At 71.3% G+C, this 21,477-nt stretch carries 24 protein-coding genes; 4 read left to right on the forward strand and 20 right to left on the reverse strand.

From position 1 onward, the window contains the following. Nucleotides 1–2: 2 nt before the first annotated feature. The gene (locus ACIQFX_RS04075) at nt 3–977 is read right to left on the reverse strand and encodes a hydrogen peroxide-inducible genes activator (protein ID WP_402458753.1); all 975 of its coding nucleotides are present in this window, start codon (nt 975–977) and stop codon (nt 3–5) included. A gap of 135 nt (nt 978–1,112) precedes the next feature. On the opposite strand from ACIQFX_RS04075, the gene ACIQFX_RS04080 reads away from it, so the two are divergent. Both ACIQFX_RS04080 and ACIQFX_RS04085 read left to right on the forward strand, forming a co-directional pair. Next, on the forward strand, nt 1,113–1,667 hold the full coding sequence (locus ACIQFX_RS04080) for a peroxiredoxin (protein ID WP_015035887.1): 555 nt from the start codon (nt 1,113–1,115) through the stop codon (nt 1,665–1,667). 16 nt (nt 1,668–1,683) lie between these two features. Next, the gene (locus ACIQFX_RS04085) at nt 1,684–2,217 is read left to right on the forward strand and encodes an alkyl hydroperoxide reductase (RefSeq protein WP_017239860.1); all 534 of its coding nucleotides are present in this window, start codon (nt 1,684–1,686) and stop codon (nt 2,215–2,217) included. A gap of 70 nt (nt 2,218–2,287) precedes the next feature. Here the strand turns inward: ACIQFX_RS04085 and ACIQFX_RS04090 are convergent, their stop codons facing one another. The 5 genes from ACIQFX_RS04090 to ACIQFX_RS04110 form a co-directional block, all read right to left on the reverse strand. Next, nucleotides 2,288–2,959, reverse strand: a complete 672-nt coding sequence (locus ACIQFX_RS04090) for a hypothetical protein (protein WP_402458755.1) — start codon at nt 2,957–2,959, stop codon at nt 2,288–2,290. Then, nucleotides 2,956–4,440, reverse strand: coding sequence for an AI-2E family transporter (locus tag ACIQFX_RS04095; RefSeq protein ID WP_402458756.1), 1,485 nt, complete (start codon nt 4,438–4,440; stop codon nt 2,956–2,958). Before ACIQFX_RS04095 ends, ACIQFX_RS04090 begins: the two co-directional genes overlap by 4 nt. Nucleotides 4,441–4,593: 153 nt before the next feature. After that, nucleotides 4,594–5,295 (reverse strand): transglycosylase SLT domain-containing protein, encoded by a 702-nt coding sequence (locus tag ACIQFX_RS04100; RefSeq protein WP_402458758.1) that lies wholly within the window; start codon nt 5,293–5,295, stop codon nt 4,594–4,596. Nucleotides 5,296–5,674: 379 nt separating this feature from the next. Then, nucleotides 5,675–7,000 (reverse strand): PhoH family protein, encoded by a 1,326-nt coding sequence (locus ACIQFX_RS04105; protein ID WP_376487814.1) that lies wholly within the window; start codon nt 6,998–7,000, stop codon nt 5,675–5,677. A 298-nt stretch (nt 7,001–7,298) separates the two neighbouring features. Then, nucleotides 7,299–8,060 carry an isoprenyl transferase gene (locus ACIQFX_RS04110; RefSeq protein ID WP_367821361.1) on the reverse strand — a complete coding sequence of 254 codons (762 nt, stop codon included), beginning with the start codon at nt 8,058–8,060 and terminating at the stop codon, nt 7,299–7,301. A 127-nt stretch (nt 8,061–8,187) separates the two neighbouring features. On the opposite strand from ACIQFX_RS04110, the gene mgrA reads away from it, so the two are divergent. Then, nucleotides 8,188–9,225, forward strand: coding sequence for an L-glyceraldehyde 3-phosphate reductase (gene mgrA / locus ACIQFX_RS04115; RefSeq protein WP_402458760.1), 1,038 nt, complete (start codon nt 8,188–8,190; stop codon nt 9,223–9,225). Between the two features lie 316 nt (nt 9,226–9,541). Here mgrA and ACIQFX_RS04120 read toward each other — a convergent pair whose 3' ends face one another. Next, nucleotides 9,542–10,282 carry a prepilin peptidase gene (locus ACIQFX_RS04120; protein WP_402458761.1) on the reverse strand — a complete coding sequence of 247 codons (741 nt, stop codon included), beginning with the start codon at nt 10,280–10,282 and terminating at the stop codon, nt 9,542–9,544. A gap of 40 nt (nt 10,283–10,322) precedes the next feature. On the opposite strand from ACIQFX_RS04120, the gene ACIQFX_RS04125 reads away from it, so the two are divergent. Beyond that, a complete protein-coding gene (locus tag ACIQFX_RS04125) occupies nt 10,323–10,682 on the forward strand; it encodes a DUF192 domain-containing protein (RefSeq protein WP_402458763.1) in 360 nt (119 codons plus the stop codon). Between the two features lie 195 nt (nt 10,683–10,877). Here the strand turns inward: ACIQFX_RS04125 and ACIQFX_RS04130 are convergent, their stop codons facing one another. From ACIQFX_RS04130 to cpaB, 13 genes are all read right to left on the reverse strand, one after another. Beyond that, nucleotides 10,878–11,981 carry a glycosyltransferase family 39 protein gene (locus tag ACIQFX_RS04130; RefSeq protein WP_402458764.1) on the reverse strand — a complete coding sequence of 368 codons (1,104 nt, stop codon included), beginning with the start codon at nt 11,979–11,981 and terminating at the stop codon, nt 10,878–10,880. Nucleotides 11,982–12,062: 81 nt separating this feature from the next. Continuing rightward, nucleotides 12,063–12,473, reverse strand: a complete 411-nt coding sequence (locus ACIQFX_RS04135) for a hypothetical protein (protein ID WP_402458766.1) — start codon at nt 12,471–12,473, stop codon at nt 12,063–12,065. Nucleotides 12,474–12,968: 495 nt separating this feature from the next. After that, nucleotides 12,969–13,586, reverse strand: coding sequence for an OmpA family protein (locus ACIQFX_RS04140; protein WP_402458768.1), 618 nt, complete (start codon nt 13,584–13,586; stop codon nt 12,969–12,971). Nucleotides 13,587–13,595: 9 nt separating this feature from the next. Beyond that, nucleotides 13,596–14,168, reverse strand: coding sequence for a hypothetical protein (locus ACIQFX_RS04145; RefSeq protein WP_402458770.1), 573 nt, complete (start codon nt 14,166–14,168; stop codon nt 13,596–13,598). A 14-nt stretch (nt 14,169–14,182) separates the two neighbouring features. Beyond that, nucleotides 14,183–14,854 carry a pilus assembly protein TadG-related protein gene (locus ACIQFX_RS04150; protein WP_402459562.1) on the reverse strand — a complete coding sequence of 224 codons (672 nt, stop codon included), beginning with the start codon at nt 14,852–14,854 and terminating at the stop codon, nt 14,183–14,185. After that, entirely contained in the window at nt 14,842–15,048 is a 207-nt protein-coding gene (locus tag ACIQFX_RS04155) for a Flp family type IVb pilin (protein ID WP_402458771.1), read from the reverse strand. The genes ACIQFX_RS04150 and ACIQFX_RS04155 overlap by 13 nt, the downstream gene beginning before the upstream one ends. Nucleotides 15,049–15,244: 196 nt before the next feature. Then, nucleotides 15,245–16,132 (reverse strand): DUF5936 domain-containing protein, encoded by an 888-nt coding sequence (locus tag ACIQFX_RS04160; protein ID WP_402458773.1) that lies wholly within the window; start codon nt 16,130–16,132, stop codon nt 15,245–15,247. 11 nt (nt 16,133–16,143) lie between these two features. Continuing rightward, nucleotides 16,144–17,085 carry a type II secretion system F family protein gene (locus ACIQFX_RS04165; RefSeq protein WP_402458775.1) on the reverse strand — a complete coding sequence of 314 codons (942 nt, stop codon included), beginning with the start codon at nt 17,083–17,085 and terminating at the stop codon, nt 16,144–16,146. 154 nt (nt 17,086–17,239) lie between these two features. Then, nucleotides 17,240–18,586 carry a CpaF family protein gene (locus tag ACIQFX_RS04170; RefSeq protein WP_402458777.1) on the reverse strand — a complete coding sequence of 449 codons (1,347 nt, stop codon included), beginning with the start codon at nt 18,584–18,586 and terminating at the stop codon, nt 17,240–17,242. Beyond that, entirely contained in the window at nt 18,583–18,966 is a 384-nt protein-coding gene (locus tag ACIQFX_RS04175; RefSeq protein ID WP_402458778.1) for a TadE/TadG family type IV pilus assembly protein, read from the reverse strand. The genes ACIQFX_RS04170 and ACIQFX_RS04175 overlap by 4 nt, the downstream gene beginning before the upstream one ends. Nucleotides 18,967–19,046: 80 nt before the next feature. Beyond that, nucleotides 19,047–19,430, reverse strand: coding sequence for a TadE/TadG family type IV pilus assembly protein (locus tag ACIQFX_RS04180; RefSeq protein WP_402458780.1), 384 nt, complete (start codon nt 19,428–19,430; stop codon nt 19,047–19,049). Between the two features lie 3 nt (nt 19,431–19,433). Then, on the reverse strand, nt 19,434–20,699 hold the full coding sequence (locus ACIQFX_RS04185) for a CpaE family protein (RefSeq protein ID WP_402458782.1): 1,266 nt from the start codon (nt 20,697–20,699) through the stop codon (nt 19,434–19,436). 7 nt (nt 20,700–20,706) lie between these two features. Then, the gene (gene cpaB / locus ACIQFX_RS04190; RefSeq protein WP_402458784.1) at nt 20,707–21,417 is read right to left on the reverse strand and encodes a Flp pilus assembly protein CpaB; all 711 of its coding nucleotides are present in this window, start codon (nt 21,415–21,417) and stop codon (nt 20,707–20,709) included. Between the last annotated feature and the right edge of the window lie 60 nt (nt 21,418–21,477).

Raw genomic sequence — 21,477 nt, forward strand, 5'->3', positions numbered from 1 at the left:
TCTCAGGAACCGCCGCCCACCACCCGTACGGGAAGCCCCCGCAGGTCCTCCCTGAGCGCCTCCGCCAGCTCCTCGAACTCGGCGTGCCGGGCCGCGCCCGCACGCATCGCGAGGGCGATCCGCCGGGTGGGCGCCGGTTCGGCGAAGCGACCGGTCCACAGGGCGGTGTTGCGGGCCGTCTCGACGGTGACGGCGGTGCGCGGCAGCAGGGTCACGCCGAGTCCGCCGGCCACCAGCTGGACCAGGGTGGAGAGCCCGGCGGCGGTGGTGGTGACCTCGGCGCCGTCGGTGCGTCCGGCCTCCCGGCAGATGTCGAGGGCCTGGTCGCGCAGGCAGTGGCCCTCGTCGAGCAGGAGCAGCCTGAGCTCCTTGAGGGCCGCGCGCGGGATGTCGTCCCGCCCGGCCAGCGGGTGCCCCTCCGGGGTGACCAGCACGAAGTCCTCGTCGAAGAGGGGGAGTTCGGTGACGCCCGGCACGCCGAGGGGCACGGCGAGCAGCAGCAGGTCGAGGCGCCCGGCCGCGAGGCCCTCCAGGAGGGTGGCGGTCTGCTCCTCGTGGACCTGGAGGTCGAGTTCGGGGTAGCGGCGGTGGACGAGCCGCAGGACCGTCGGCAGCAGGTACGGCGCCACGGTGGGGATCACCCCGAGCCGCAGCACCCCGGTGAACGGGGCCTGGGCCGCCTCGGCCTCCTCCATGAGCTCCGCCACCGCGTCGAGGACGGCCCGCGCGCGCACCGCGAGCCGCTCCCCCGCGGGCGAGAGCAGCACCTTTCTCGTCGTACGCTCCAGGAGCTGGACACCGAGTGCCTCTTCGAGTGCCGAAACCGCGCCCGAGAGGGCGGGCTGGCTCATGCCGATGGCTGCCGCCGCGTCGCGGAAATGCAGATGCTCGGCCACCGCCGCAAAGGCTCTGAGCTGGGAAAGGCTCGGCTGCTTGCCGCGGTGGGGGCTGTGCGGGGGACTGTACGGGGATGCCACTGATAACCACCTTCGATCAACGCGAACCACTCTAGCTATTTCACTGATCAATGCACCCCGTGCCATGCTGTGGGTCGTCCAACCCCCATGGAAGCCCCCAAAAGGGACCCTTCCTGTCCCTCGCAAGGAGAGCGCGTGCTCACTGTCGGTGACAAGTTCCCCACCTACGACCTGACCGCCTGCGTGTCGCTGGAGAGCGGCAAGGAGTTCGAGCAGATCGACCACAAGGCCTACGAGGGCAAGTGGCGCGTGGTGTTCTTCTGGCCGAAGGACTTCACCTTCGTCTGCCCCACCGAGATCGCCGCCTTCGGCAAGCTGAACGACGAGTTCGCCGACCGCGACGCACAGATCCTCGGCGTCTCCGGCGACTCCGAGTTCGTCCACCACGCCTGGCGCAAGGACCACGCCGACCTGCGTGACCTGCCCTTCCCGATGCTCGCCGACTCGAAGCACGAGCTCATGCGCGACTGCGGCGTCGAGGGCGCGGACGGCTTCGCCCAGCGTGCCGTCTTCATCGTGGACCCGAACAACGAGATCCAGTTCACCATGGTCACCGCCGGCTCCGTCGGCCGTAACCCCAAGGAGGTCCTGCGGGTCCTCGACGCCCTGCAGACCGACGAGCTCTGCCCCTGCAACTGGAACAAGGGCGAGGGCACCCTCGACGCCGCCGCGCTCCTCTCCGGCGAGTAAGGGCGAGTGATCTGAGATGGCTCTCGACGAACTCAAGTCCGCCATACCGGACTTCGCCAAGGACCTGAAGCTGAACCTCGGCTCGGTCATCGGCAACAGCGACCTTCCGCAGCAGCAGCTGTGGGGCACCGTCCTGGCCTGCGCGATCGCCTCGCGCTCGCCGAAGGTCCTCAAGGAGCTGGAGCCCGAGGCCCAGGCCAACCTGAAGCCCGAGGCGTACCAGGCCGCCAAGTCCGCCGCCGCGATCATGGCGATGAACAACGTCTTCTACCGGACCCGGCACCTCCTGTCGGACCCCGAGTACGGGACGCTGCGCGCCGGTCTGCGGATGAACGTCATCGGCAACCCGGGCGTCGAGAAGGTCGACTTCGAGCTGTGGTCGCTGGCCGTCTCCGCGATCAACGGCTGCGGCCAGTGCCTCGACTCGCACGAGCAGGTCCTGCGCCAGGCCGGCGTCGACCGCGCCACCATCCAGGAGGCCGTCAAGATCGCCGCGGTGATCCAGGCGGTCGGCGTCACGCTGGACGCGGAAGCGGTGCTCGCCGAGTAGGGCGACGCCGCCCGCACGGCACGAGCCGTACGAGAAGGGCCCCGGGGTCTCGCACCCCGGGGCCCTTCCGTCATCTCTTGAGCGCCTTCATCAGCGCCAGCGCATCCTGCGTCAACGGCACGTCGATGCCGGAGAGGTCGACCGGCGGAACCTCGATGAGCTTCCCGTCCACCTCCATGGTCGTCTGGGTGGAGACCTGGAGCTCGATCTCGGCCTGACCGTCGAGAATCCGGAGCCTTCCCCCCTGGTCGCCGCCGTCCTCGTAGAAGGCCTGCTCGCCGACTCCCTCGACCTTCTGGAGGATGCCGAGCTGCCGTGCCCGCGTCTCGAACTCCGGCCCGGGGTCGATCGCCTTGTGGAGGGTGTACGTGACCGAGACGGTCGGCCCGGTGTCCACCTGACCGTAGGTGACGTAGCAGTACGACTCGCTGATCTCAGGTTCGTCCAGCACGGGACCGGCCCCCTCCTGGATCCGCTTCCCGAGGGCGCCGCCGAGCCCCTTGAGCTCCGCGACCTCGCAGAGCGGCCCCATCGGCTTGTACCCGCCGAGGTCGGGCCCCGGGTCCTTCTGCTGCCCGTACGCGTAGAGCCCGCCGCCCCACAGCGCCGACGCGAGCACCGCGCCGCCGAGCGCCCACAGCCAGGGCCGGCCGGCGCGGGGCGGGCGGGGCGGCGGTGTCTCGGTGAGCACCTCCGGCTCGTCGAACTCCACTCCGCCCACGAGTTCGGGTTCCGAGATCACTGCGCGTCCCCCTTTCCGGTCCTGCTGCCGTTCCCCCGGACGGCGAGCGTGCCCGGCGCCGGCGTCGGGGCCACCTCGAAGGCGGTCGCCCCGCGCGGCTCCGGCGTGCTGCGCAGCGCCTGTTCGTGGCTGTACGCGCGGAGGTAGCCGACGACCGTGTTGGAGACGGCGACCAGCGGGACGGCGACGACCGCGCCGCCGATGCCGGCGGTCAGGCCGCCGGCCGCGACCGCGAGGACGACGGCGAGCGGGTGGACCCGGACGGCGCGGCCCAGGATGAAGGGCTGCAGGACGTGGCCCTCGATCTGCTGGACGGCGAGGACGACCACGAGCACCATCAGGGCGGTGAAGAGCCCGTTGGTGACGAGGGCGACGACGACCGCGAGGGCGCCGGAGATGACGGCGCCGACCAGCGGGATGAACGCGAAGAGGAAGATGAAGACGGCGAGCGGCACCGCCATCGGCACTTCGAGGAACCAGAGGCCGAGGCCGATGAAGACGGCGTCGATGAGGGCGACGATGACCGTGCCCCGCACGTAGGCGGTGAGGGTGCGCCAGGCGCGCGGGCCGGCGCCGGCGACGCCCGGCCGGGCCTGGGCGGGGACCAGCTTGAGCGTCCACTCCCACACCTTCTTCCCGTCGTAGAGCAGGAAGAGCGTCGAGAACATGGCGAGCAGGATGCCGGTCATCGTCTCGACGACGACGGTGACGCCCTGGAGGCCGACCTGGGTGATCTGTTCGGCGTTGGCGCCGACGGAGTCGCTGAGGTTCTTCGCGATGCCGTTGATCTGCTGCTCGGTGACGTGGAAGGGGCTGTTGAGGAGTCCTCGCTTGAGCTCCTCGATGCCGTTCTTGACCTGGTCGGACAGGTTGTCGATGTTGTCCATGACCTGCCAGACCACGAACCAGCCGACCAGGCCCATCACGACGAAGCCGGAGACGGCCGTGACGGCCGTGGCGAGCCCGCGCGGCAGGCCCTTCCTGCGCAGCATGGCCACGGTGGGCTGGAGCAGGGCGGTGACGAGCAGCGCGGCGACGAAGGCGAGGACGACCAGCTGCACGGAGCTGATCACCTTCATCAGCACCCAGACGGTGCCGGCGAAGACGAGCAGCCGCCAGCTGGCCTCGGCCGCCACGCGCATGCCCCAGGGGATCGCGGCGACGGGGTCGGGGCGGGCGGCCACGGCCGGCGCGTACGAGGGGGGCGCGGGCACGGAGCGGCCCGGTTCCGCGGCTCCCTCCGCCGCGGTGTCCGGGAGCGGCGGGGCGGTGTCCGGGTCGGCCTCCGGGCCGGACCGCACGACGACGGCCGCGCCGCCCGGAACCGCGGCCGGTGTGACGCGCAGCGCCTCCCGGACGTCCTCGTACGGCGGGCCGAGCGGATCCTCGCGCTCGGCCTCGGCCCTGCGCTCGTCGAGGCGTTCACCCATGCGGCTCAGGCTCGCGCCCAGCCGGCCCAGCCACCCTGGCACTCTCGACATCTCTTTCCTCTTCCCCCGCCGGGTCTTCCCGTAGTCGCTTCCCGCTCGCCCCCGCTCGTTCCCCCCGCGGGGGCACGGGGCTTCGAAACCTACACGGAAGAAGCCCCCCACCGTAGGACGGTGAGGGGCTCCCCGAGGTTGAGCTCGCCGGTACTAGTACCAGCGGTTGGCCTGCCAGAACGACCAGGCACCGCACGGGCTGCCGTAGCGGCCGTCCATGTAGCTGAGGCCCCACTTGATCTGGGTGGCCGGGTTGGTCTGCCAGTCGGCGCCGGCGGACTGCATCTTGTAGCCCGGCAGGGCCTGCACGAGGCCGTAGGCGCCCGAAGACGGGTTGGTCGCGCGGTAGTTCCAGCCGGACTCGTGGTCCACGATGTTGCTGAAGCACTGGAACTGCGAGGCCGGGATCATCTGGCGGGCGATCGCCTTGACCTCGGCGATGGTGTACGAGCCCTGCGCGGAGAAGGTCGAGGCGTCGCGGACGGAGTCGCGGCTGGCGCGCTCGGCGGCCTCCTTGCGCTCCTGCTCGGCCTTGGCGGCCTTGTCGGCCGCTTCCTTCTTCGCCTCGGCGTCCTTGGCGGCGCGGACGCGCGCCGCTTCCTCCGCGGACTTCTTCGCGATCGAGTCCGCGGCGGCGGCCTGGACGTCGGCCTGCTCCGACAGGGACGAGACCTGCACCTGGGCCTGCTCGCCCGCGGGAATGTCCGCGAGCAGCGTGGCATCGGCGGCTGCGGCCTCGAAGTTGTCGTCCGAGGGCTGAACGGCGTTGCCCGAGGCGACGCCCACGACGGCGCCGACGGTGGTGACCGCAGTGGCCGAAGCCACCGCGAATCCCCGGACCGAGATCCGGCTCACACGGTTTCCTTCCAGCACGCCCGCACAGGTGACCACGCGGGCGAAATCGTGCCCCTGGCGCTGGTCTCCGACGTACGGGGTCACAGAAGACACGGGCCCGTGGTGCTGTGGGCGGCATACGGCGGACGGCTGTTGAGTTGTGCGGTGCTGTGCGCACCCCTGAGGGTGCACGTGTGCCGTATGCGGGGCCTGACGGAAGCAAGACTCTGCCGGACGGCGACACCGCAAGGCAATTCCGTGTTGCGTGTGAAAGCTCACACCTCGGCAGGGGCACGAGTTTTCGGAGTTACGGGCGACAGCGCGGCGCCGCCCGGCTAAGCTCCTGCGCTTTGCCGGGCGGCGCCAACTGCCGTACGCGTACAGAAGCGTACGAATCAGGTCAGATCTGACCGTCCTCCAGCATCTCCGTCACGAGCGCGGCGATCTGGGAGCGCTCGGAACGGGTGAGGGTGACGTGGGCGAAGAGCGGATGCCCCTTCAGCTTCTCGACCACGGCGACGACTCCGTCGTACCGGCCGACCCGGAGGTTGTCCCGCTGGGCGACGTCATGGGTCAGGACGACCCGCGAATTCGCCCCGATACGGGACAGAACGGTCAACAGGACGTTCCGCTCCAGGGACTGGGCCTCGTCCACGATGACGAACGCGTCGTGGAGGGAGCGGCCCCGGATGTGGGTGAGCGGCAGGACCTCCAGCATGCCGCGCCCGAGCACCTCCTCGATGACCTCGCGGCTCGCGACCGAGGACAGCGTGTCGAACACCGCCTGGGCCCACGGGCTCATCTTCTCGGACTCGCTGCCCGGCAGGTACCCGAGCTCCTGGCCGCCGACCGCGTACAGCGGGCGGAAGACCATCACCTTCTGGTGCTGCCGGCGCTCCAGGACCGCCTCCAGGCCCGCGCAGAGGGCCAGGGCGGACTTGCCGGTGCCGGCCCGGCCGCCCATGGAGATGATGCCGACGTCCGGGTCGAGCAGCAGATCGAGCGCGATCCGCTGCTCGGCGCTGCGGCCGTGCAGCCCGAAGGCCTCCCGGTCGCCCCTGACCAGCCGCACGTTCCCGTCGGCGGTGACCCGGCCGAGCGCCTTGCCGCGCTCCGACTGGAGCACCAGGCCCGTGTGGACCGGGAGCTCGGCGGCCTCGGGGACGTACAGCGTGTTCTGCTCGAAGAGCAGGTCGACCTGCTCGCCGGAGAGCGCGAGCTCGGACATCCCGGTCCAGCCGTTGGTGTCCGTGATGGCGAGCTCGGCGCGGTACTCCTCGGCGAGGAGGCCCACCGAGGAGGCCTTGATGCGCAGCGGCAGGTCCTTGGAGACGACCGTGACGTCGTACCCCTCGGCCTGGAGGTTCCGCGCGACCGCGAGGATCCGTGAGTCGTTGTCCCCCAACCTGTAGCCGGCGGGCAGGACACCGGGGTCGGAATGGTTGAGTTCGACACGCAGGGTGCCGCCCAGCTCCCCGACGGGGAGGGGGGCGTCGAGGCGTCCGTACCGGACCCGGAAGTCGTCGAGCAGGCGCAGCGCCTGCCGGGCGAAGTAGCCGAGTTCGGGATGGTGCCGCTTGGCCTCCAGCTCCGTCACCACGACGATCGGGAGCACGACCTCGTGCTCCTCGAACCGCGAGACGGCGTTGGGGTCGGCCAGCAGGACGCTGGTGTCGAGAACATAGGTGCGCCGGTCGGAAAGGCGGCGCTTCGTGCTGGTCACCACGGAAGGACAGACCCCCTCGGAAGACCCCTGTGAGGTCGGGGTGCGACGGAACCGGTGTCGCTGCGGAATGGGACCGGGCTCAGGCCGCCATGCGCGGGCCGAACCACGGCCCTCCGCTTCTCCCGTACGTGTCCCGCACGGTCGTCCTGGTGCAAGGGGCCTCCCGGGTGGCGGTCTCCGTGCCGCTCACTTCACCAGGGATATGCCCTCGAACAGGCACCGCCATGCAAGGGCATATGACGACGTGTTCGTGAACACGAGATGATCGGTTCCGACCGGGAATGCCCCCCGGAGGAGGTCAGGTTCCGTAGCGCCGGTGGCGGGCCGCGTAGTCCCGCAGCGCCCGGAGGAAGTCGACCTTGCGGAAGGCCGGCCAGTGCACCTCACAGAAGTAGTACTCCGAGTGCGCGCTCTGCCAGAGCATGAATCCGGACAGACGCTGCTCGCCGCTCGTCCTGATCACCAGGTCCGGGTCGGGCTGGCCGCGCGTGTACAGGTGCTCCGAGATGTGCTCGACGTCGACGATCTCGGCGAGCTCCTCGAAGCTCGTCCCCCGCTCCGCGTGCTCCAGGAGCAGCGAGCGGACCGCGTCCGCGATCTCCTGCCGGCCGCCGTAGCCCACGGCGACGTTGACGAGTATCCCCGTGTTGGCGTGGGTGGCCTGCTCGGCCTCCTTCAGCACCGACTGGGTCCGCGCGGGCAGCAGGTCCATCGTGCCGACGTGGTTGACCCGCCAGCGGCCGTCGGCGGCCAGCGACCGCACGGCGTTCTCGATGATCCCGAGCAGCGGGACGAGCTGCTCCTCGGGCCGGTTCAGGTTGTCCGTCGAGAGCATCCAGAGCGTCACGACCTCGACGTCCGTCTCGGCGCACCAGCCGAGCAGCTCCTGGATCTTGTCGGCGCCCGCCTTGTGCCCCTGCTCCGGGGTCCCGCCGGACGCCTTGGCCCAGCGCCGGTTCCCGTCGAGGATGACCCCGATGTGCTTGGGCACCTGGGCGTGGTCGAGGCGGCCTTCCACCCGGCGTGCGTAGAGCCCGTACACCAGGTCGCGCAGGTTCACTGTTCTTTACCCCTCCATGCACCGGCGGTCCGCCAGGCAGCGGCGGTCCGCAAGCGGCCACACTACTGCGGACGGGCTACAGGCTCCCAGCCCGGGACTGTCACAAGTCCGTGATAAGCAGAGATACGTGACTGATTCCCCCCTGTACCGCGCCTCCGCGGACCGCTACGAGACCATGGAGTACCGCCGCTCGGGCCGCAGCGGCCTCAAGCTCCCGGCCGTCTCGCTCGGCCTCTGGCACAACTTCGGCGACGACAAGGCGCTCGACACCCAGCGCGCGATCCTGCGCCGCGCCTTCGACCTCGGCGTCACCCACTTCGACCTCGCGAACAACTACGGGCCGCCGCCCGGCTCCGCCGAGCTCAACTTCGGCAAGCTCTTCGCCCAGGACTTCGCGCCCTACCGCGACGAGCTGATCATCTCGACCAAGGCCGGCTACGAGATGCACCCCGGCCCGTACGGCGAGTGGGGCTCCCGCAAGTACCTGCTGTCCTCGCTCGACGCCTCCCTGAACCGGATGGGCCTCGACCACGTCGACATCTTCTACTCGCACCGCTTCGACCCGCACACCCCGCTGGAGGAGACGATGGGGGCCCTGGCCTCCGCCGTCCAGCAGGGCAAGGCGCTGTACGTCGGCGTCTCCTCGTACAACAGCGAGCAGACCGCCGAGGCCGCCCGGATCCTCCAGGACATGGGCGTCCGGCCGCTCATCCACCAGCCGTCGTACTCGATGATCAACCGCTGGACCGAGGACGACGGCCTCCTCGACACCCTGGAGGCGGCCGGCATGGGCTGCATCTCCTTCGTGCCGCTCGCCCAGGGCCTGCTCACCAACAAGTACCTGAAGGGCATCCCGGAGGGCTCGCGGGCCACCCAGGGCAAGTCCCTCGACCCGAACCTCCTCTCCGACGAGGTGCTGCGCCGCCTCCACGGCCTCGCGGGCATCGCGGAGCGGCGCGGGCAGTCCCTGGCGCAGCTTGCGCTCTCGTGGGTGCTGCGCGACGAGCGGATGACCTCGGCGCTGATCGGCGCGTCCAGCGTCGCCCAGCTGGAGGAGAACGTGGCCGCGCTCGCCGCCCCCGCGCTGACCGCCGAGGAGCTCGAGGAGATCGACTCGTTCGCGGTCGACACCGCCGGCACGAACATCTGGGCCGGCCGGGGCTGACGCTCCCCGAGGGTCCCGGGGCATCTCACCCGGGACCCGGGAAAGACCCGGGAAAAGAAAACGGGCCGGTCCGTGGGGGGGATACGGACCGGCCCGAGGGGGGGTTTCCACCATAACCCTTCGATAGTCGTCTTGCGCGCCACGTGCGGCCAACCAACCGTCGCGAATTCGCCGGATCCCAAGCGGGACAAGGGCTCCGAGGCCCCGTGGCGGGTTTGCGCCCCGGCGTGGCGGCGGACTTCCGTCCCTCCCACGGGGGAACCACCGCAGGACGCGCCGCGTTGACGCGGCGCAGCCGGACGGACACGGGGCGAGATCAGGGCAGGGCGGTGAAACCGCCGAGCAGCAGCCCGAGGAGCGCGCCCGCCAGCATGAACGGGCCGAACGGGATCGCCGAGGAGCGCCCGGCCCGCCGCAGCACGACGAGCCCGAGGCCGTACACCGCGCCGAGCAGGAAGCCCGCGAAGGCCCCGCTGAAGAGGACCCCCCAGCCGTACCAGCCGAGCGCGGCCCCCAGCGGCACCGCCAGCTTCACGTCACCGAAGCCGAGCCCGCTCGGATTGATCAGGAACAGCACCAGATAGGCCCCGCCGAGCACCGCCGCACCGAGCACCGCGTGCACCCAGGACCCGGCCTCGTACGGCAGGAGCTCGGCCCCGCCGAGCAGCAGCGGGACCGCGGCGGCCAGCGGCAGCGTCACCCCGTCCGGCAGCCGGTGCACCCGCGCGTCCACGCACGCCAGGAGGACGCCGAAGGGCGCCGCGAGCAACCACACCACCAGCTCCGGCCGCGGCTGCCCGCCCGCCGCGGCGGCGAGCGCGGCACACACCGCCGTGGTCAGCAGCGGCGCGACCGACGGCCCCGCGGTCGTCGCGCACTCCCGCCGCCCCGGCCCGCCGAGCCACCCCCGGGCCGGCCCGACGAGCGGATGCCCGGCGGGGCACCGGTCCCGCCACGGCTCGTCCGGCTCCACGGCGAGCCGGTACGCCGCCCGCGGCACGCACAGCCCGGCCACGGCACCCCACACGGCGGCGACGGCGATCATCGTGACGTCCACGGACCCGACCCTAGGGCCCGGTACCGCTACGGTCTGGCGCATGGGGAAATGGGTGGACGGAACGGGAACGCTGACGGCTCCGCACGCGCTCGCCGTGCCGCTGGAGATAGCCGCCTCCTACCGGGCCCGGCGCCGCGGCCTCCTCGGCCGGGACGGCATCCCGGGCGCCCTGCTCATCGTCCGGACGAACAGCGTGCACACCTTCGGCATGCGGTTCCCGATCGACGTCGCCCACCTCGACCGCTCCTTCACCGTCCTCTCCGTCGTCACCATGCCCCCCGGCCGCCTCGGCATGATCCGCCCCCGCGGCCGGCACGTCCTGGAGGCGGAGGCGGGCACCATGGCCGGCTGGGGCCTGCGGCGCGGCGCACGCGTGCGCGTGGAGACGGCCGACGAGTAGCCGCGAGCCGGACGGGCAGGGCTCGGACGCCAGGGCGTACGCGTGCGTCAGGGCGTACGCGTGCGCGTGGAGACGGTCGACGGGCGGCCGCGAGCCGGGACGACCGGGCTCAGACGTCAGGGCGTACGCGTACGCGTGCCCGTCCGCGTGGAGACGGCCGGCGGGCAGCCGCGAGCCGAACGACCGGGCTAGGCGTCAGGGCGGGCCCGAGCCCAGCAGAGTGAAGGCGCCGTACACGGCGGAGGCGACCGCGAGCCCGCCGAGGACGGGCACGGCGGTACGGGTCCGCACGCGCGCGAGTGCCGCCGCCGGCGGCAGGAGCAGCCCGAAGGCGGGCATCATCAGCCGCGGCCGGGAACCGAAGTACGCGGCGCCGACCAGGGAGACGAACACGACGCCGATCGTGTAGACGAGCAGCGGCAGCGGCTGCCCCTGCCGCACGCACAGCACGACCAGCCAGCCGAGGAGCGCCAGCGCCGCACACAGCCCCAGGGCCGCGGGCCACGGCAGGCCCGCGACGAACCGCGCCAGCGCGACGCCCCCGTCGATCGAGTTCCCCCACGCGGCCTGCACGCCGAAGTACGCCGTCGCGCTCCCCTCCCGCACCCCGACGTACACGATGTACCCGAGCCACCCCAGCGGGGCGATCACCACCCCCGCCGCCAACCGCGGGGACACCCTCCGCTCCCGCACCACCGTCACCACCGCCGTGATCCCGACGGCCGCGACCAGCGCCGCCGCCGTCGGCCGGGTCAGCCCGGCCGCCGCGCACAGCACCCCCGCCAGGACCCACCTCCCCCGCAGCACCGCGTACAGCGACCAGGCGGCCAGCGCCGTGAACAGCGTCTCCGTGTACGCCATCGACTGCACGAACGCCGTCGGGTACACCCCCCACAGCACCGCGAGCAGCACCCCCACCCGCTCGCCGCCGACCTCGGCACCGCACCGGTAGATCCCCCACGCCGCCGCGACCCCCGCACTCCACGACACGACGAGCCCCGCCGTCCCCGCGTCCACCGCGAGCACCGCCGACAGCCCCCGCTCCAACGCCGGGAACAGCGGAAAGAACGCCAGGTCCGCGTGCACGTCCCCGTTCGGCAGCACCACCTCGTACCCGTACCCGTGCTCGGCGATCCGCACGTACCAGACCGAGTCCCACCGCCCCTTGAGCCGGTGCAGCCCGTCCTTTCCCGTCACGGCCGCGACGATCGCGAGCACCACGAGCCCGATCGACCGGGTCGCGACGTAGCCGCCGAGGGCGGCGGCGAGCGGGGTACGGGGGAGAACGGGCCTGGCCATGGGGCCGATTATCCCGGGGCGGGTGGCGCCACTGATGGGGCCGGGGCGGGTGGTGCGGGGGCGGGTGGTGTGGGGACCGGCTCAGCCGAGAGGCCTCATGCGCCCGAACTTGGCGGCCATGACGGGGCCGAGCTGCTCGACGATGGCGTGCCCCGGCTCCTGCGGCGAGGGCAGGTCGCCGAGGAAGGAGGTGACGATGACCTCGTCGATGCCGACGACGCCCCGACAGCTCTGCTCCTCCAGGAAGTCGAGCGTGCGGCGCCAGTCGGCCGCCGTCGGGGCCTCGCCGAGGAAGGAACGGACGGTGTCCTGCACCACGTCCCAGAAGAAGACATGCGGCAACACACCTCCCTGATGGAAGACATGGGTCTCGTACACACCCCGGAACTCGGGGATCCGGGTGACGAGGTCACTGACCAACTGCACGCTCGGAGTCGCGCCCGGCTTCCCGCCCGGCCCCGCACTCGGCGTCTCGCTCGGAGTCGTCGTCATCTGTCCAGAATGCTCCTGCGCGGCGGGTACGTCCCGCCACTTTTGCGCTTTCCTGACGACGTCTTTCGACGGGTTTTCCACAGGGGGTGCGAAGTGTCCCCCTTCCGTGGATCGTTGCGCGTATGTACGAGTTGGCGATCCTCGCCCGAGGCGGGATCCTCCTGACGGCCCGGGCGGTCGCGGCGGGCTGGCCCCCGGGCCGGCTGGCCGGCCGCCTACGCCGGGACGGCTGGCAGCGGATCCACCGCGGCGCGTGGGCCGCCCCCGGCAAGGACGTCGACTGGCGCGTCAGAGCGACCGCCCTCCAACTCCTCCGCCCGGAACTCGTCTGCAGCCACGGAACGGCCGCACACCTCCACCGCATCGAACGCCTCGACGCCCCCGGCCCGCCCGAACTCCTCGACTTCACGGCCCCGCCCCCGACCCGCTCCGCACGCCACCCCGGCCTGCATGACGGCCACGATCCTGTCCGCGCTGAACCTCTGACCCCACCCCTCACGGCGCCGTCGACGTCGTCCTCGGGAACGACACCTCCACCCGCCGGTTCTTCTTTCGCCCCTCCTCCGTCCCGTTGTCCGCGATCGGGAAGTCCTCGCTGTACCCCCGGATGTCGAACGTCGTCCCCGGATCCAACACCCGCGCCAGCACCTGCTGCACGGCGACCGCCCGCTCCTTCGACAGCTTCAACCCGTGCTCGTACGTCCCCAGGTTGTCCGTGAACCCGAAGACCCGCACCCTCCCCGACCCCATCCTGTTGATCTCCGCCGCGATCGCCCCGATCCGCGCCGTCGCCGCCCCCGACAACTTCGCGCTGTTCTTCGGGAACAACACCTCGGCCTGCAACGCGAACGTCACGTCCACGTTCGTGTCCTGCCTCCGCTGCTCCCCGCCCTCCTCCTCCACGATCTGCTTGATGTCCAACACCTTCGCCGGCGCCAACGTCGCCCCGTCCGGCAACATCAGATTCGGCGACCTCGCGTCGATCACGGGCGGCGCCTGCGCGACACCCGCCGACCCCGGCGGATCATCCGCCTGCGCGATCGGAACAGTGATCGGCCACACCGCCACCGAGGCGATAACCAGGGCCGCGATGCGGCGATTCGTCGTCGTCATGGCGTCGCCTCAGGAGAGTTTGAGGGTGGCGGGTTCGAAGGTGGGGAGCTGGAAGGAGACTTCGGTCGTGGAGGCGGGGGGTGCGGGGAATTGCATGAAGACCGGGACCGACTTCCCTCCACCGAGAATCCCCAGACCGGTCGTGGTCAGTGGCCGCCCGTCCGTGTCCCGCAGAACGTAGTAGCGCTTCTTCCCTACCGAGTCGAGCAGCGTGGCACCACCCAGCGAGTTGCCGTGCTCCAGCACTTCAGTCTCATCCCCCCTGATACGGGGAGGGACAGCCCGACTCTTGTCGGAGGAGTTCTTCAGCGACCCCTTCACGGTCAGGAAGCCACCGGCGTCTCGCTCGACCGAGGTCAGCGTGAGCTCGAAACCGTCCTCACCTCTGAGTACGGCTAGCGTCGAGGTCGGCTCCTCAGCCGGCTGTGACTCCGTGGTGGTCTTGCTTCCCTGGGGTGCGGGAGTCGTCGCCGCTGCCTTGTCTGCGGTCGGCTTCTCCTCGGCTCCGCAGCCGACCGCAAGGAGGGCGACCGACACGACCGCGAGGGAAGCTAGCCCCTTTCGTGCGTACCGAACGTTCATGAAGCAGGATTCCTTTACTCGTTGTCGCCGATCAGTCGGACAGCGAAGAGGTCAACGGCACTGGGTAGCGTCGGGGAATCGGGATCGATCTCCCATGGTTCGCCGTCGCAGGTCAGCCCGAGAATCGGCTCGTCCTCCTCACCCTGTTCTTCGTCAGGCTCCGTCGGGCTGGGATCCGAAGTGGGCTCCTCCAATGGGTCGAAGCTGCACTTCGGCTCAATCACGGCCTTCGCAGATGCCGAGACGTGTTGCGACTCCGTGCCGGGGACGATGGAGTCGCCCACCGTTCCCGTCGTACGCACCGTGACAGCAAAGCCCTCGTCGCCCAGAGGCAGACGGCTACAACCGGCCCCCGAGAGTTCCGCACCATTCCTTCCGGCGAACACGGCAGCGGCTTGGCACGCGGGAGCGTCGTCATACTTCCTTCCCCCTAGGAATGCGTCCCATTGCTCGGGATCAGCAAGCACCTCCAACCATCCCGTACGCAGCTGCTCGCGCGCGTCCTGAGCCGCCGCCAAGGCCGCAGCATCAGCCGCGGTTTGAGCACCGTTACGAGTGGACGCCGCCTGGCCTACGGCGAAGTAGACGAAGGCAAGGAACAGCAGTCCCGCGATGGTCGCGATGTAAACGGGGAACGCCTGACCCGCGTCCCTGCCTCCGCTACCGAGCGCGGCTAGTCGGCCAATTCCGCGATCTTGTTCGTGATAGCCGTCATGATCGTGGTCCCGATGTCCGTACCGGTGATCGCCACCACGATCGCCACCACCACGACGATGATCCCCAGGTACTCGACCGCGGTCTGGCCGCGGTCGCCCCGGAGGAGTCGGGTGGTGGCTCGTACCTTGGCCCTCGTCAGGGTCTTGAGCAGCGCGTCGTTCATCGTGGTCCCCTCCGCGTTGAGACGCTTGCGTGTGGGCGTGGTTCGCCGATGGGTGGGTCGGCGGGCAGGACCCGGGGGGCCGGGTCGCTGGGTGGGCCTGGTGCACGGGCGCCTCCCTCACACTCAGTTGGCACTGTGGCACATCGTGTTGCACGGGCGAAGAGGTTTCGGCGGAATATGTCAGAGGGCGGACGGATCACTTGCCCGTGACGGAGCCGAAGTCGGTGCCGGTGCCGAGGAAGAGGCCGGCGCCGAGGAGGATCATGGTGGCGGGGACCATGAGGGTGGTGATGACCATGGTGGCCTTGGGGACGGCTTTGGCGGCTTTGCGGCGGGCGTTCTGGGCGTCGGTGCGGCGCATGTCGTTGGCGATCTGGATGAGGGTGTCGACGATGGGGGCGCCGAGTTCCTCGCCCTGTTGGAGGGCGGTGACGAACTGGGCGACCTGTTCGGAGTCGTTGCGGCGGCGGAGTTCGTCGAAGGCCTGGCGGCGGCTGACGCCCATGTCCATCTGGCGGAGGGTGATGCGGAGTTCGTCGGACCAGGGGCCCTCGTACTTCTCCGCGACCCTCTCCAGGGCCTGACGGAATCCCAGGCCCGCCGAGACCACGACGGCGAGGACGTCGAGGAAGTCGGGGAGGGTGCGTTCGATCTGGTCCTTGCGGATGCGGACGGCGGACCAGATGCCGACTTCGGTCCAGAAGGCGCCGAAGGCGAAGAGGAGGAGGGCGACGAGGTAGGACCCCTTGCTCAGCATGAGGAGGCCGCCGAGGGCACCGAGGAAGCCGTACACGGCCCGGCGGGCACCGTACCGGTCGATGGTGAGGCCGCCGGGGTTGCCGGCGAGGTCGATGCGGCGGCGGACGGAGTTGACGCGCTTGGGGCCCATGGCGCGGAGGACGGCGGGTGACCAGCGCATGCCGAGGCGGTCGACGGCGGAGTCGACGGCGCCGGTGCGGGTGGCGCCGACCTCCAGGGCGAGTTTGAGGTCGTCGGGGAGGCGGGCGTCGGCGCGGTAGAGGCGCAGGCCGTAGGAGGCGCCGGCGACGGCGAGGCCGGCGAGGAGGGCGAGGAGGAGGTCCACGGCGGCCGTTCCTATACGTCGATCTTCGAGAAGCGGCGGATGACGGCGAAGCCGACGACGTACAGGGCGAAGGCGGCGATGACGGCGGCCTGCCCGATGCCGGAGCCGGTCATGCGGTCGAGGGCGCCGGGCTGCATGTTGTCGATGAGGAGGAGGGAGCCGACGCCGATGACGGGTACGGCGTACGCGGTCATGCTGACCTGGGAGAGCTGGGTGCGGACCTCGCGCCGGGTCTCCTTGCGTTCCTCCAGGGTCTCGGTGAGGTTGCGGAGGGAGGAGACGACGGTGCCGCCGGCCCGGTTGGCGAGGACGAGGGTGGTGACGAGGACGACGAGTTCGCGGGAGGGGAGGCGTTCGGCGAGTTCGCCGAGGGCGTCGTCGAGGGAGGTGCCGACGGCCAACTGCTGGGCGACCTTCTCCAGTTCGTCCCCGGCCGGGGCTTCGAGCTCGTCGGCGGCGAGGCTGAGGGCCATGCGCAGGGCGAGGCCGGCCTGGGTGGCGTTGGCCAGGATGCGGGAGAGTTCGGGGAGTTGGTTGATGAACTTCTCGATGCGCTTCTGGCGCTGCCAGTTGAGGAATCCCATGGCGACCCAGACGCCGAGGAGTCCGCAGATGGGGCCGAAGAACGGGGAGAGCGCGGCCTGTCCGACGATCCAGAGGACGGCGACGGTCACGGCGAGCGCGACGGTGAACTCCCCCGGTGTGACGTCGAGTCCGGTGGCCGCGATGCGCAGTTCCAGCTTGCGTCCGAGCGTGGTCCCGCGGACGCGTCGGTCGAGGCCGCGGAAGCGTCGCCGGCGGCGCCCCGTGCTCTCGGGCTCGCCCGTCTCGTCGAGCCGGGCGACGAGGGCCGCGTGCCGGCGCGCCCCGCTCGCGTACAGCTGGACGCCGACGACGCCCAGGACGCAGGCGATCAGGGTCACGCCCGTGGTCAGCCAGAAGGGGTCGGTCATCGCCGCGCCTCCCCGGTGACGGGGGCGATGTGCGGGCTCGTTCCGGGTACTCCCGTGACGAGGCCGGTGTGCGGGCTCACTCCGGGCACTCCCGTGACGGGGCCGGTACGTGTCAGGGCTCCCGCCTCCCCGGTGACGAGGTCCGCGTCGGTCATCATTCCGCCTCTCGGGTGGCCAGGTGGGCGTCGGTGGCGGCGACGCCGAACGCCTGGGGGATGGGCTGTCCGGCCATGTAGAGGCGTTCGGCGACGCGGCGGGGCAGCGGGTGGTAGGTGAAGCGCCCGTACACGCGCCCGTCGGCGGCGAGCGGCTGGGCCTGGAAGCGGCAGATGGTGGCGAGGAGGAAGCGTTCGCGTCCGTGGGAGGCGAGGACGGAGATCTCGGTGATCCGGCGGGTGCCGTCGGGGTGCCGGGTGAGCTGGACGAGGACGTCGACGGCGCTGTTGATCTGGTCGCGCAGGGCTTCGAAGGGGACCTTGACCTCGGACATGGAGGCCAGGGTCTGGAGCCGCATGAGGGCGTCCTCGGCGGAGTTGGCGTGGACGGTGGCGAGGGAGCCGTCGTGGCCGGTGGACATCGCCTGGAGCATGTCGAGGGTCTCGCCGCCGCGGACCTCTCCGACGATGATCCGGTCGGGGCGCATGCGGAGGGAGTTGCGGACGAGGTCGCGGATGGAGATGGCGCCGCGGCCCTCGATGTTCGGGGGGCGGGCTTCCAGGCGGATGACGTGGGACTGCTGGAGCTGGAGTTCGGCCGAGTCCTCGATGGTGATGATCCGTTCGCCGTCCGGGACGAGGCCGGAGAGGGCGTTGAGGAGGGTGGTCTTGCCGGTGCCGGTGGCGCCGGAGACGATCAGGTTGAACTTGGCCTGGACGAGGCCGGACAGCAGGAGCAGCATCTGCTCGTCGAGGGAGCCGAGGCCGATCATCTCGTGCAGCGTGTAGGCGCGGGGGAAGCGGCGGATGGTGAGGGTCGCGCCGGTGAGGGAGAGCGGCGGGATGATGACGTTGACGCGTTCCCCGGAGGGGAGCCGGGCGTCGACCATCGGGTTGGACTCGTCGACGCGCCGGTTGACGGTCGACACGATCCGTTCGATGGTCTGCATCAGCTGGTCGTGGGAGGCGAAGCGGAGCGGGAGGAGTTCGACGCGTCCGCCGCGTTCGATGAAGATCTGGTCGGGGCCGTTGACCATGATCTCGGTGATGGAGGCGTCTTCGAGGAGCGGTTCGAGTACGCCGAGCCCGAGGGCCTCGTCGACGACCCGGCGGATCAGCTGGGCGCGTTCGGCGGTGGAGAGGACCGGCCCCTCGCGGCTGATGATGTGTCCGAGGACGCGCTCCAGGCGGGCGCGCCGCTCGGCGGCCGCGAGCGCGGACATCTCGGTGAGGTCGATCTCCTCCAGGAGCTTGGCGCGGAAGGCGGCGACCAGGTGGCCGTCCTCCCTGGCAGCCGCGCCGCCGCCCTTGTCCTCGGGGGCGTTGATCCGGGCGCGCAGGCTCATGGCAGGTCCTCCTGGGGCGTCTCGGTCAGGGGCATGGTGGCGGTCTTGGTCACGTCACCGAAGTCCCAGAAGGGCACGACGGAGGGGATGCGGACGGTGACCGTGGCGACGGCCTCGCCGCCGCCCTCGGTGACCGAAACGGAGGTGGCCCAGCTGGCCGCGGCGCGGCCGACGGTCTCCGGGTCGGGGGCGTCCTCGGCGTCGCTGCTCGCGGCCCTCGCGGCCGCGCGGGCGGCCGTGCCCGCCTGCTGGGCGGCGTACGCGGCGACGCCGAGCTGGAGCCCGGCGAGGCCGACGAGCAGGAGCACGGGCAGGAAGCCGAGGTACTCGACGGCCGCCTGGCCCCGGTCGCGTCGCGTTCGCCGACGGTCCCACGGCATGCGCCGAAGGCCCCACCGCGTTCCGCGTCGGTCGCGTCCCGTTCCGTGGCTGTGGCATCCCGTTCCGCGCCGGTCGCCCGTCATGGCCGTATGCCCTTCTCGTCCACCGCGGCGGCCTTCGCCTCCACCCTGAAGAGTCCGCCGATGCCGGGGAAGAGCACGGGGACCCGGATCTCGACGATCGCGGTGGACACGCCTCCGCCGCTGGAGCAGACGGGCCTCGCGCCGCTCTTCCACGCCCCGTCGAGGTGGCGCAGGGCGGCCTCGGAGCAGTCGTCGCCGACGGCCTCGGCGCGGGCGGCCTCGTCCGCCGCGTTCCCCGCCAGCGTGTACGTGTATCCGACCAGGACGACCTGCCACAGCAGGGCGAGGGTGAGCAGGATCAGCGGCACCATGCCCAGGAACTCCACGGCCACTTGGCCGCGGTCGCCCCGCCTCCTGTCGTCGTCCCGGAACGTCCGCATGGGTCAGCGGCCTCCGGTGCGGCGGCGCAGGCCGAGGGAGCCGCGGTCGCCGGCGCGGGCGAGTTGCTTGCCGGGGGTGCCGGTGGTGTCGGCGGCGGGGGTGCCGACCAGGCCGAGTTCGCCGGCGAGGGCCCACAGGGCCTGCTTGACGGTGGATTTGGCGTCGAGTTCGTGGAGGCGGCCGGCGTCGACGACGGCGGAGAGTTCCTTGAAGTGGGCGGGGACGGAGATGCCGGAGACGCGGGTGCCGGTGATCTTCTGGACGAGGGGCGGCTGGATCTCGGTGGAGCGGTGGTGGCGGTTGACGAGGGTGACGGTCTCCTCGGCCTTGCGGACCTGGAGGCGTTCCCACATGCGTACGGTCCGCTTGGCGGCGCGGACGGCGACGACGTCCGGGGTGGTGACGAGGAGCGCGGTGTCGGCCATTTCGATCGCGGCGGCGTTGGCGCTGTCGAGGCGGGAGCCGCAGTCGAGGACGACGACGTCGTGGCGGCCGCGGAGGGCGCTGACGACCTGGCGGGCGGCGCGGTCGGTGACCTCTTCGCCGCGTTCGCCCTCGGCGGGGGCGAGGAGGAGGGAGAGGCCGGTCTCGTGGACGTAGACGGCGTCCTGGAGGACGCGGGGGGAGATGTCGGTGATGGTGGCGAGGTCGGCGACGGAGCGGCGGAACTGGACGTCGAGGTAGGAGGCGATGTCGCCGCTCTGGAGGTCCATGTCGACGAGGGCGACGGTGCGGCCGGAGGCGCGGGCGGCGAGGGCGAGGTGGACGGCGGTGACGGTGGTGCCGACGCCGCCCTTGGCGCCGCTGACGGTGACGACGGTGCCGCCGGGTCCGGTGGGGCGGTCGGCGCCGGCGCCGAGGTGGCGGCGGACGCCGGTGGACCACTGGGCGGCGGCCTGGACGCGGCTGGCGAGTTCCTCGTAGCCGAGGGGGAGGGTGACGAGGCCGCGGGCGCCGGAGTCCATGGCGGCGGAGAAGAGGACGGGGCTGGCGTCGGCGCTGATGAGGACGGTGCCGACGGCGGGGAAGCGGAGGGCGACCTCGCGGACGAGTTCGAGGGCGGGGACGGGGCCGATCCGCTCGTGGACGAGGACGACTTCGGGGAGTTCGTCGACGGAGACGGCGGCGAGGCGGGCGAGGGCGTCGACGAGTTGGGTGGAGTCGGCGACGGGCGGGGCGGGTTCGGCGTCGGGGAGCTGGCTGAGCAGCGTCATGACGGACCGGGCCGCGTCGGGGTCTCCGACGGCCGGCAGGATCCTGGTGGTCATACCGGCCTCACTTGTCCTTTTCGAGCGTGTAGGTGCGGTCGCGCTGGTCGGCGGGGGCGCCGCCGGTGGTGGGCGCGACGAGGGCGAGGCGTACGTGCTCGGCGAACGACTCGGCGTAGGCGACGCGCTGGGCGTCGAGGGTGGAGAGGGCGAAGCTGATGGGGACGGCTTCGGTGCCGGTGCGTCCGGTGCTGCCGGACTGGTCGCGGATGGGGGTGAGCTTGCCGACGTCGAGGACGCGGGCGCCGGCGACGATCATCCGGGACTGGGAGGGGTCGCCCTTCTTCTCTCCGGCGAAGGTGGCGTAGATGTTGACGGTGGCGCCCGCGGTGATCTTGCCGGCGACCCCGGTGGCCGCGTCGATCATGATGGCGATCTCCTGCTGCCCTTCCTGGAGGGCCGGCCGGTCGACGATCATGTCCTCCTGGAGGAGCGAGCCCTCCCGCAGCTCGGTGACGGCGATCTTGCCCTGGATGCGCCGGAGGTCGGTGACGGCGGTCTCGGGGAGCCAGCGCTTCGGCATCGCGATCTTCTCGAACTGGCCGTTGCTCAGGGCCGTGTAGGGCTTCACGTCCTTGGCGATCCGGTACGCGGTGACCTCCGGGCCGACCTTCGAGTTCACGTCGCTGATGACCGCGAGGACGCCGGCGAAGGCGCCGAGCGCGCACAGGACGGACAGCAGCAGCAGGATGACGCCGCGGCGCTGGCGGGAGTTCATGGCCGTACTACCTCGATCGGAGACGTGGGTCCGGACGGACGGGGCGGCTGGTGGGTGGCG

Origin of the sequence: Streptomyces sp. NPDC093089 (genome assembly GCF_044754405.1) — a bacterium.
GTDB lineage: Bacteria > Actinomycetota > Actinomycetes > Streptomycetales > Streptomycetaceae > Streptomyces.

Excerpts from the sequence above, each read along its gene's own strand:
- ACIQFX_RS04085 (WP_017239860.1), top strand. The coding sequence starts at position 1,684 with ATGGCTCTCGACGAACTCAAGTCCGCCATACCGGACTTCGCCAAGGAC.
- ACIQFX_RS04095 (WP_402458756.1), bottom strand. The coding sequence starts at position 4,440 with ATGTCGAGAGTGCCAGGGTGGCTGGGCCGGCTGGGCGCGAGCCTGAGC.
- ACIQFX_RS04125 (WP_402458763.1), top strand. The coding sequence starts at position 10,323 with ATGGGGAAATGGGTGGACGGAACGGGAACGCTGACGGCTCCGCACGCG.
- ACIQFX_RS04130 (WP_402458764.1), bottom strand. The coding sequence starts at position 11,981 with ATGGCCAGGCCCGTTCTCCCCCGTACCCCGCTCGCCGCCGCCCTCGGC.
- ACIQFX_RS04135 (WP_402458766.1), bottom strand. The coding sequence starts at position 12,473 with ATGACGACGACTCCGAGCGAGACGCCGAGTGCGGGGCCGGGCGGGAAG.
- ACIQFX_RS04140 (WP_402458768.1), bottom strand. The coding sequence starts at position 13,586 with ATGACGACGACGAATCGCCGCATCGCGGCCCTGGTTATCGCCTCGGTG.
- ACIQFX_RS04145 (WP_402458770.1), bottom strand. The coding sequence starts at position 14,168 with ATGAACGTTCGGTACGCACGAAAGGGGCTAGCTTCCCTCGCGGTCGTG.
- ACIQFX_RS04155 (WP_402458771.1), bottom strand. The coding sequence starts at position 15,048 with ATGAACGACGCGCTGCTCAAGACCCTGACGAGGGCCAAGGTACGAGCC.
- ACIQFX_RS04165 (WP_402458775.1), bottom strand. The coding sequence starts at position 17,085 with ATGACCGACCCCTTCTGGCTGACCACGGGCGTGACCCTGATCGCCTGC.
- ACIQFX_RS04170 (WP_402458777.1), bottom strand. The coding sequence starts at position 18,586 with ATGAGCCTGCGCGCCCGGATCAACGCCCCCGAGGACAAGGGCGGCGGC.
- ACIQFX_RS04175 (WP_402458778.1), bottom strand. The coding sequence starts at position 18,966 with ATGCCGTGGGACCGTCGGCGAACGCGACGCGACCGGGGCCAGGCGGCC.
- ACIQFX_RS04180 (WP_402458780.1), bottom strand. The coding sequence starts at position 19,430 with ATGCGGACGTTCCGGGACGACGACAGGAGGCGGGGCGACCGCGGCCAA.
- ACIQFX_RS04185 (WP_402458782.1), bottom strand. The coding sequence starts at position 20,699 with ATGACCACCAGGATCCTGCCGGCCGTCGGAGACCCCGACGCGGCCCGG.
- cpaB (WP_402458784.1), bottom strand. The coding sequence starts at position 21,417 with ATGAACTCCCGCCAGCGCCGCGGCGTCATCCTGCTGCTGCTGTCCGTC.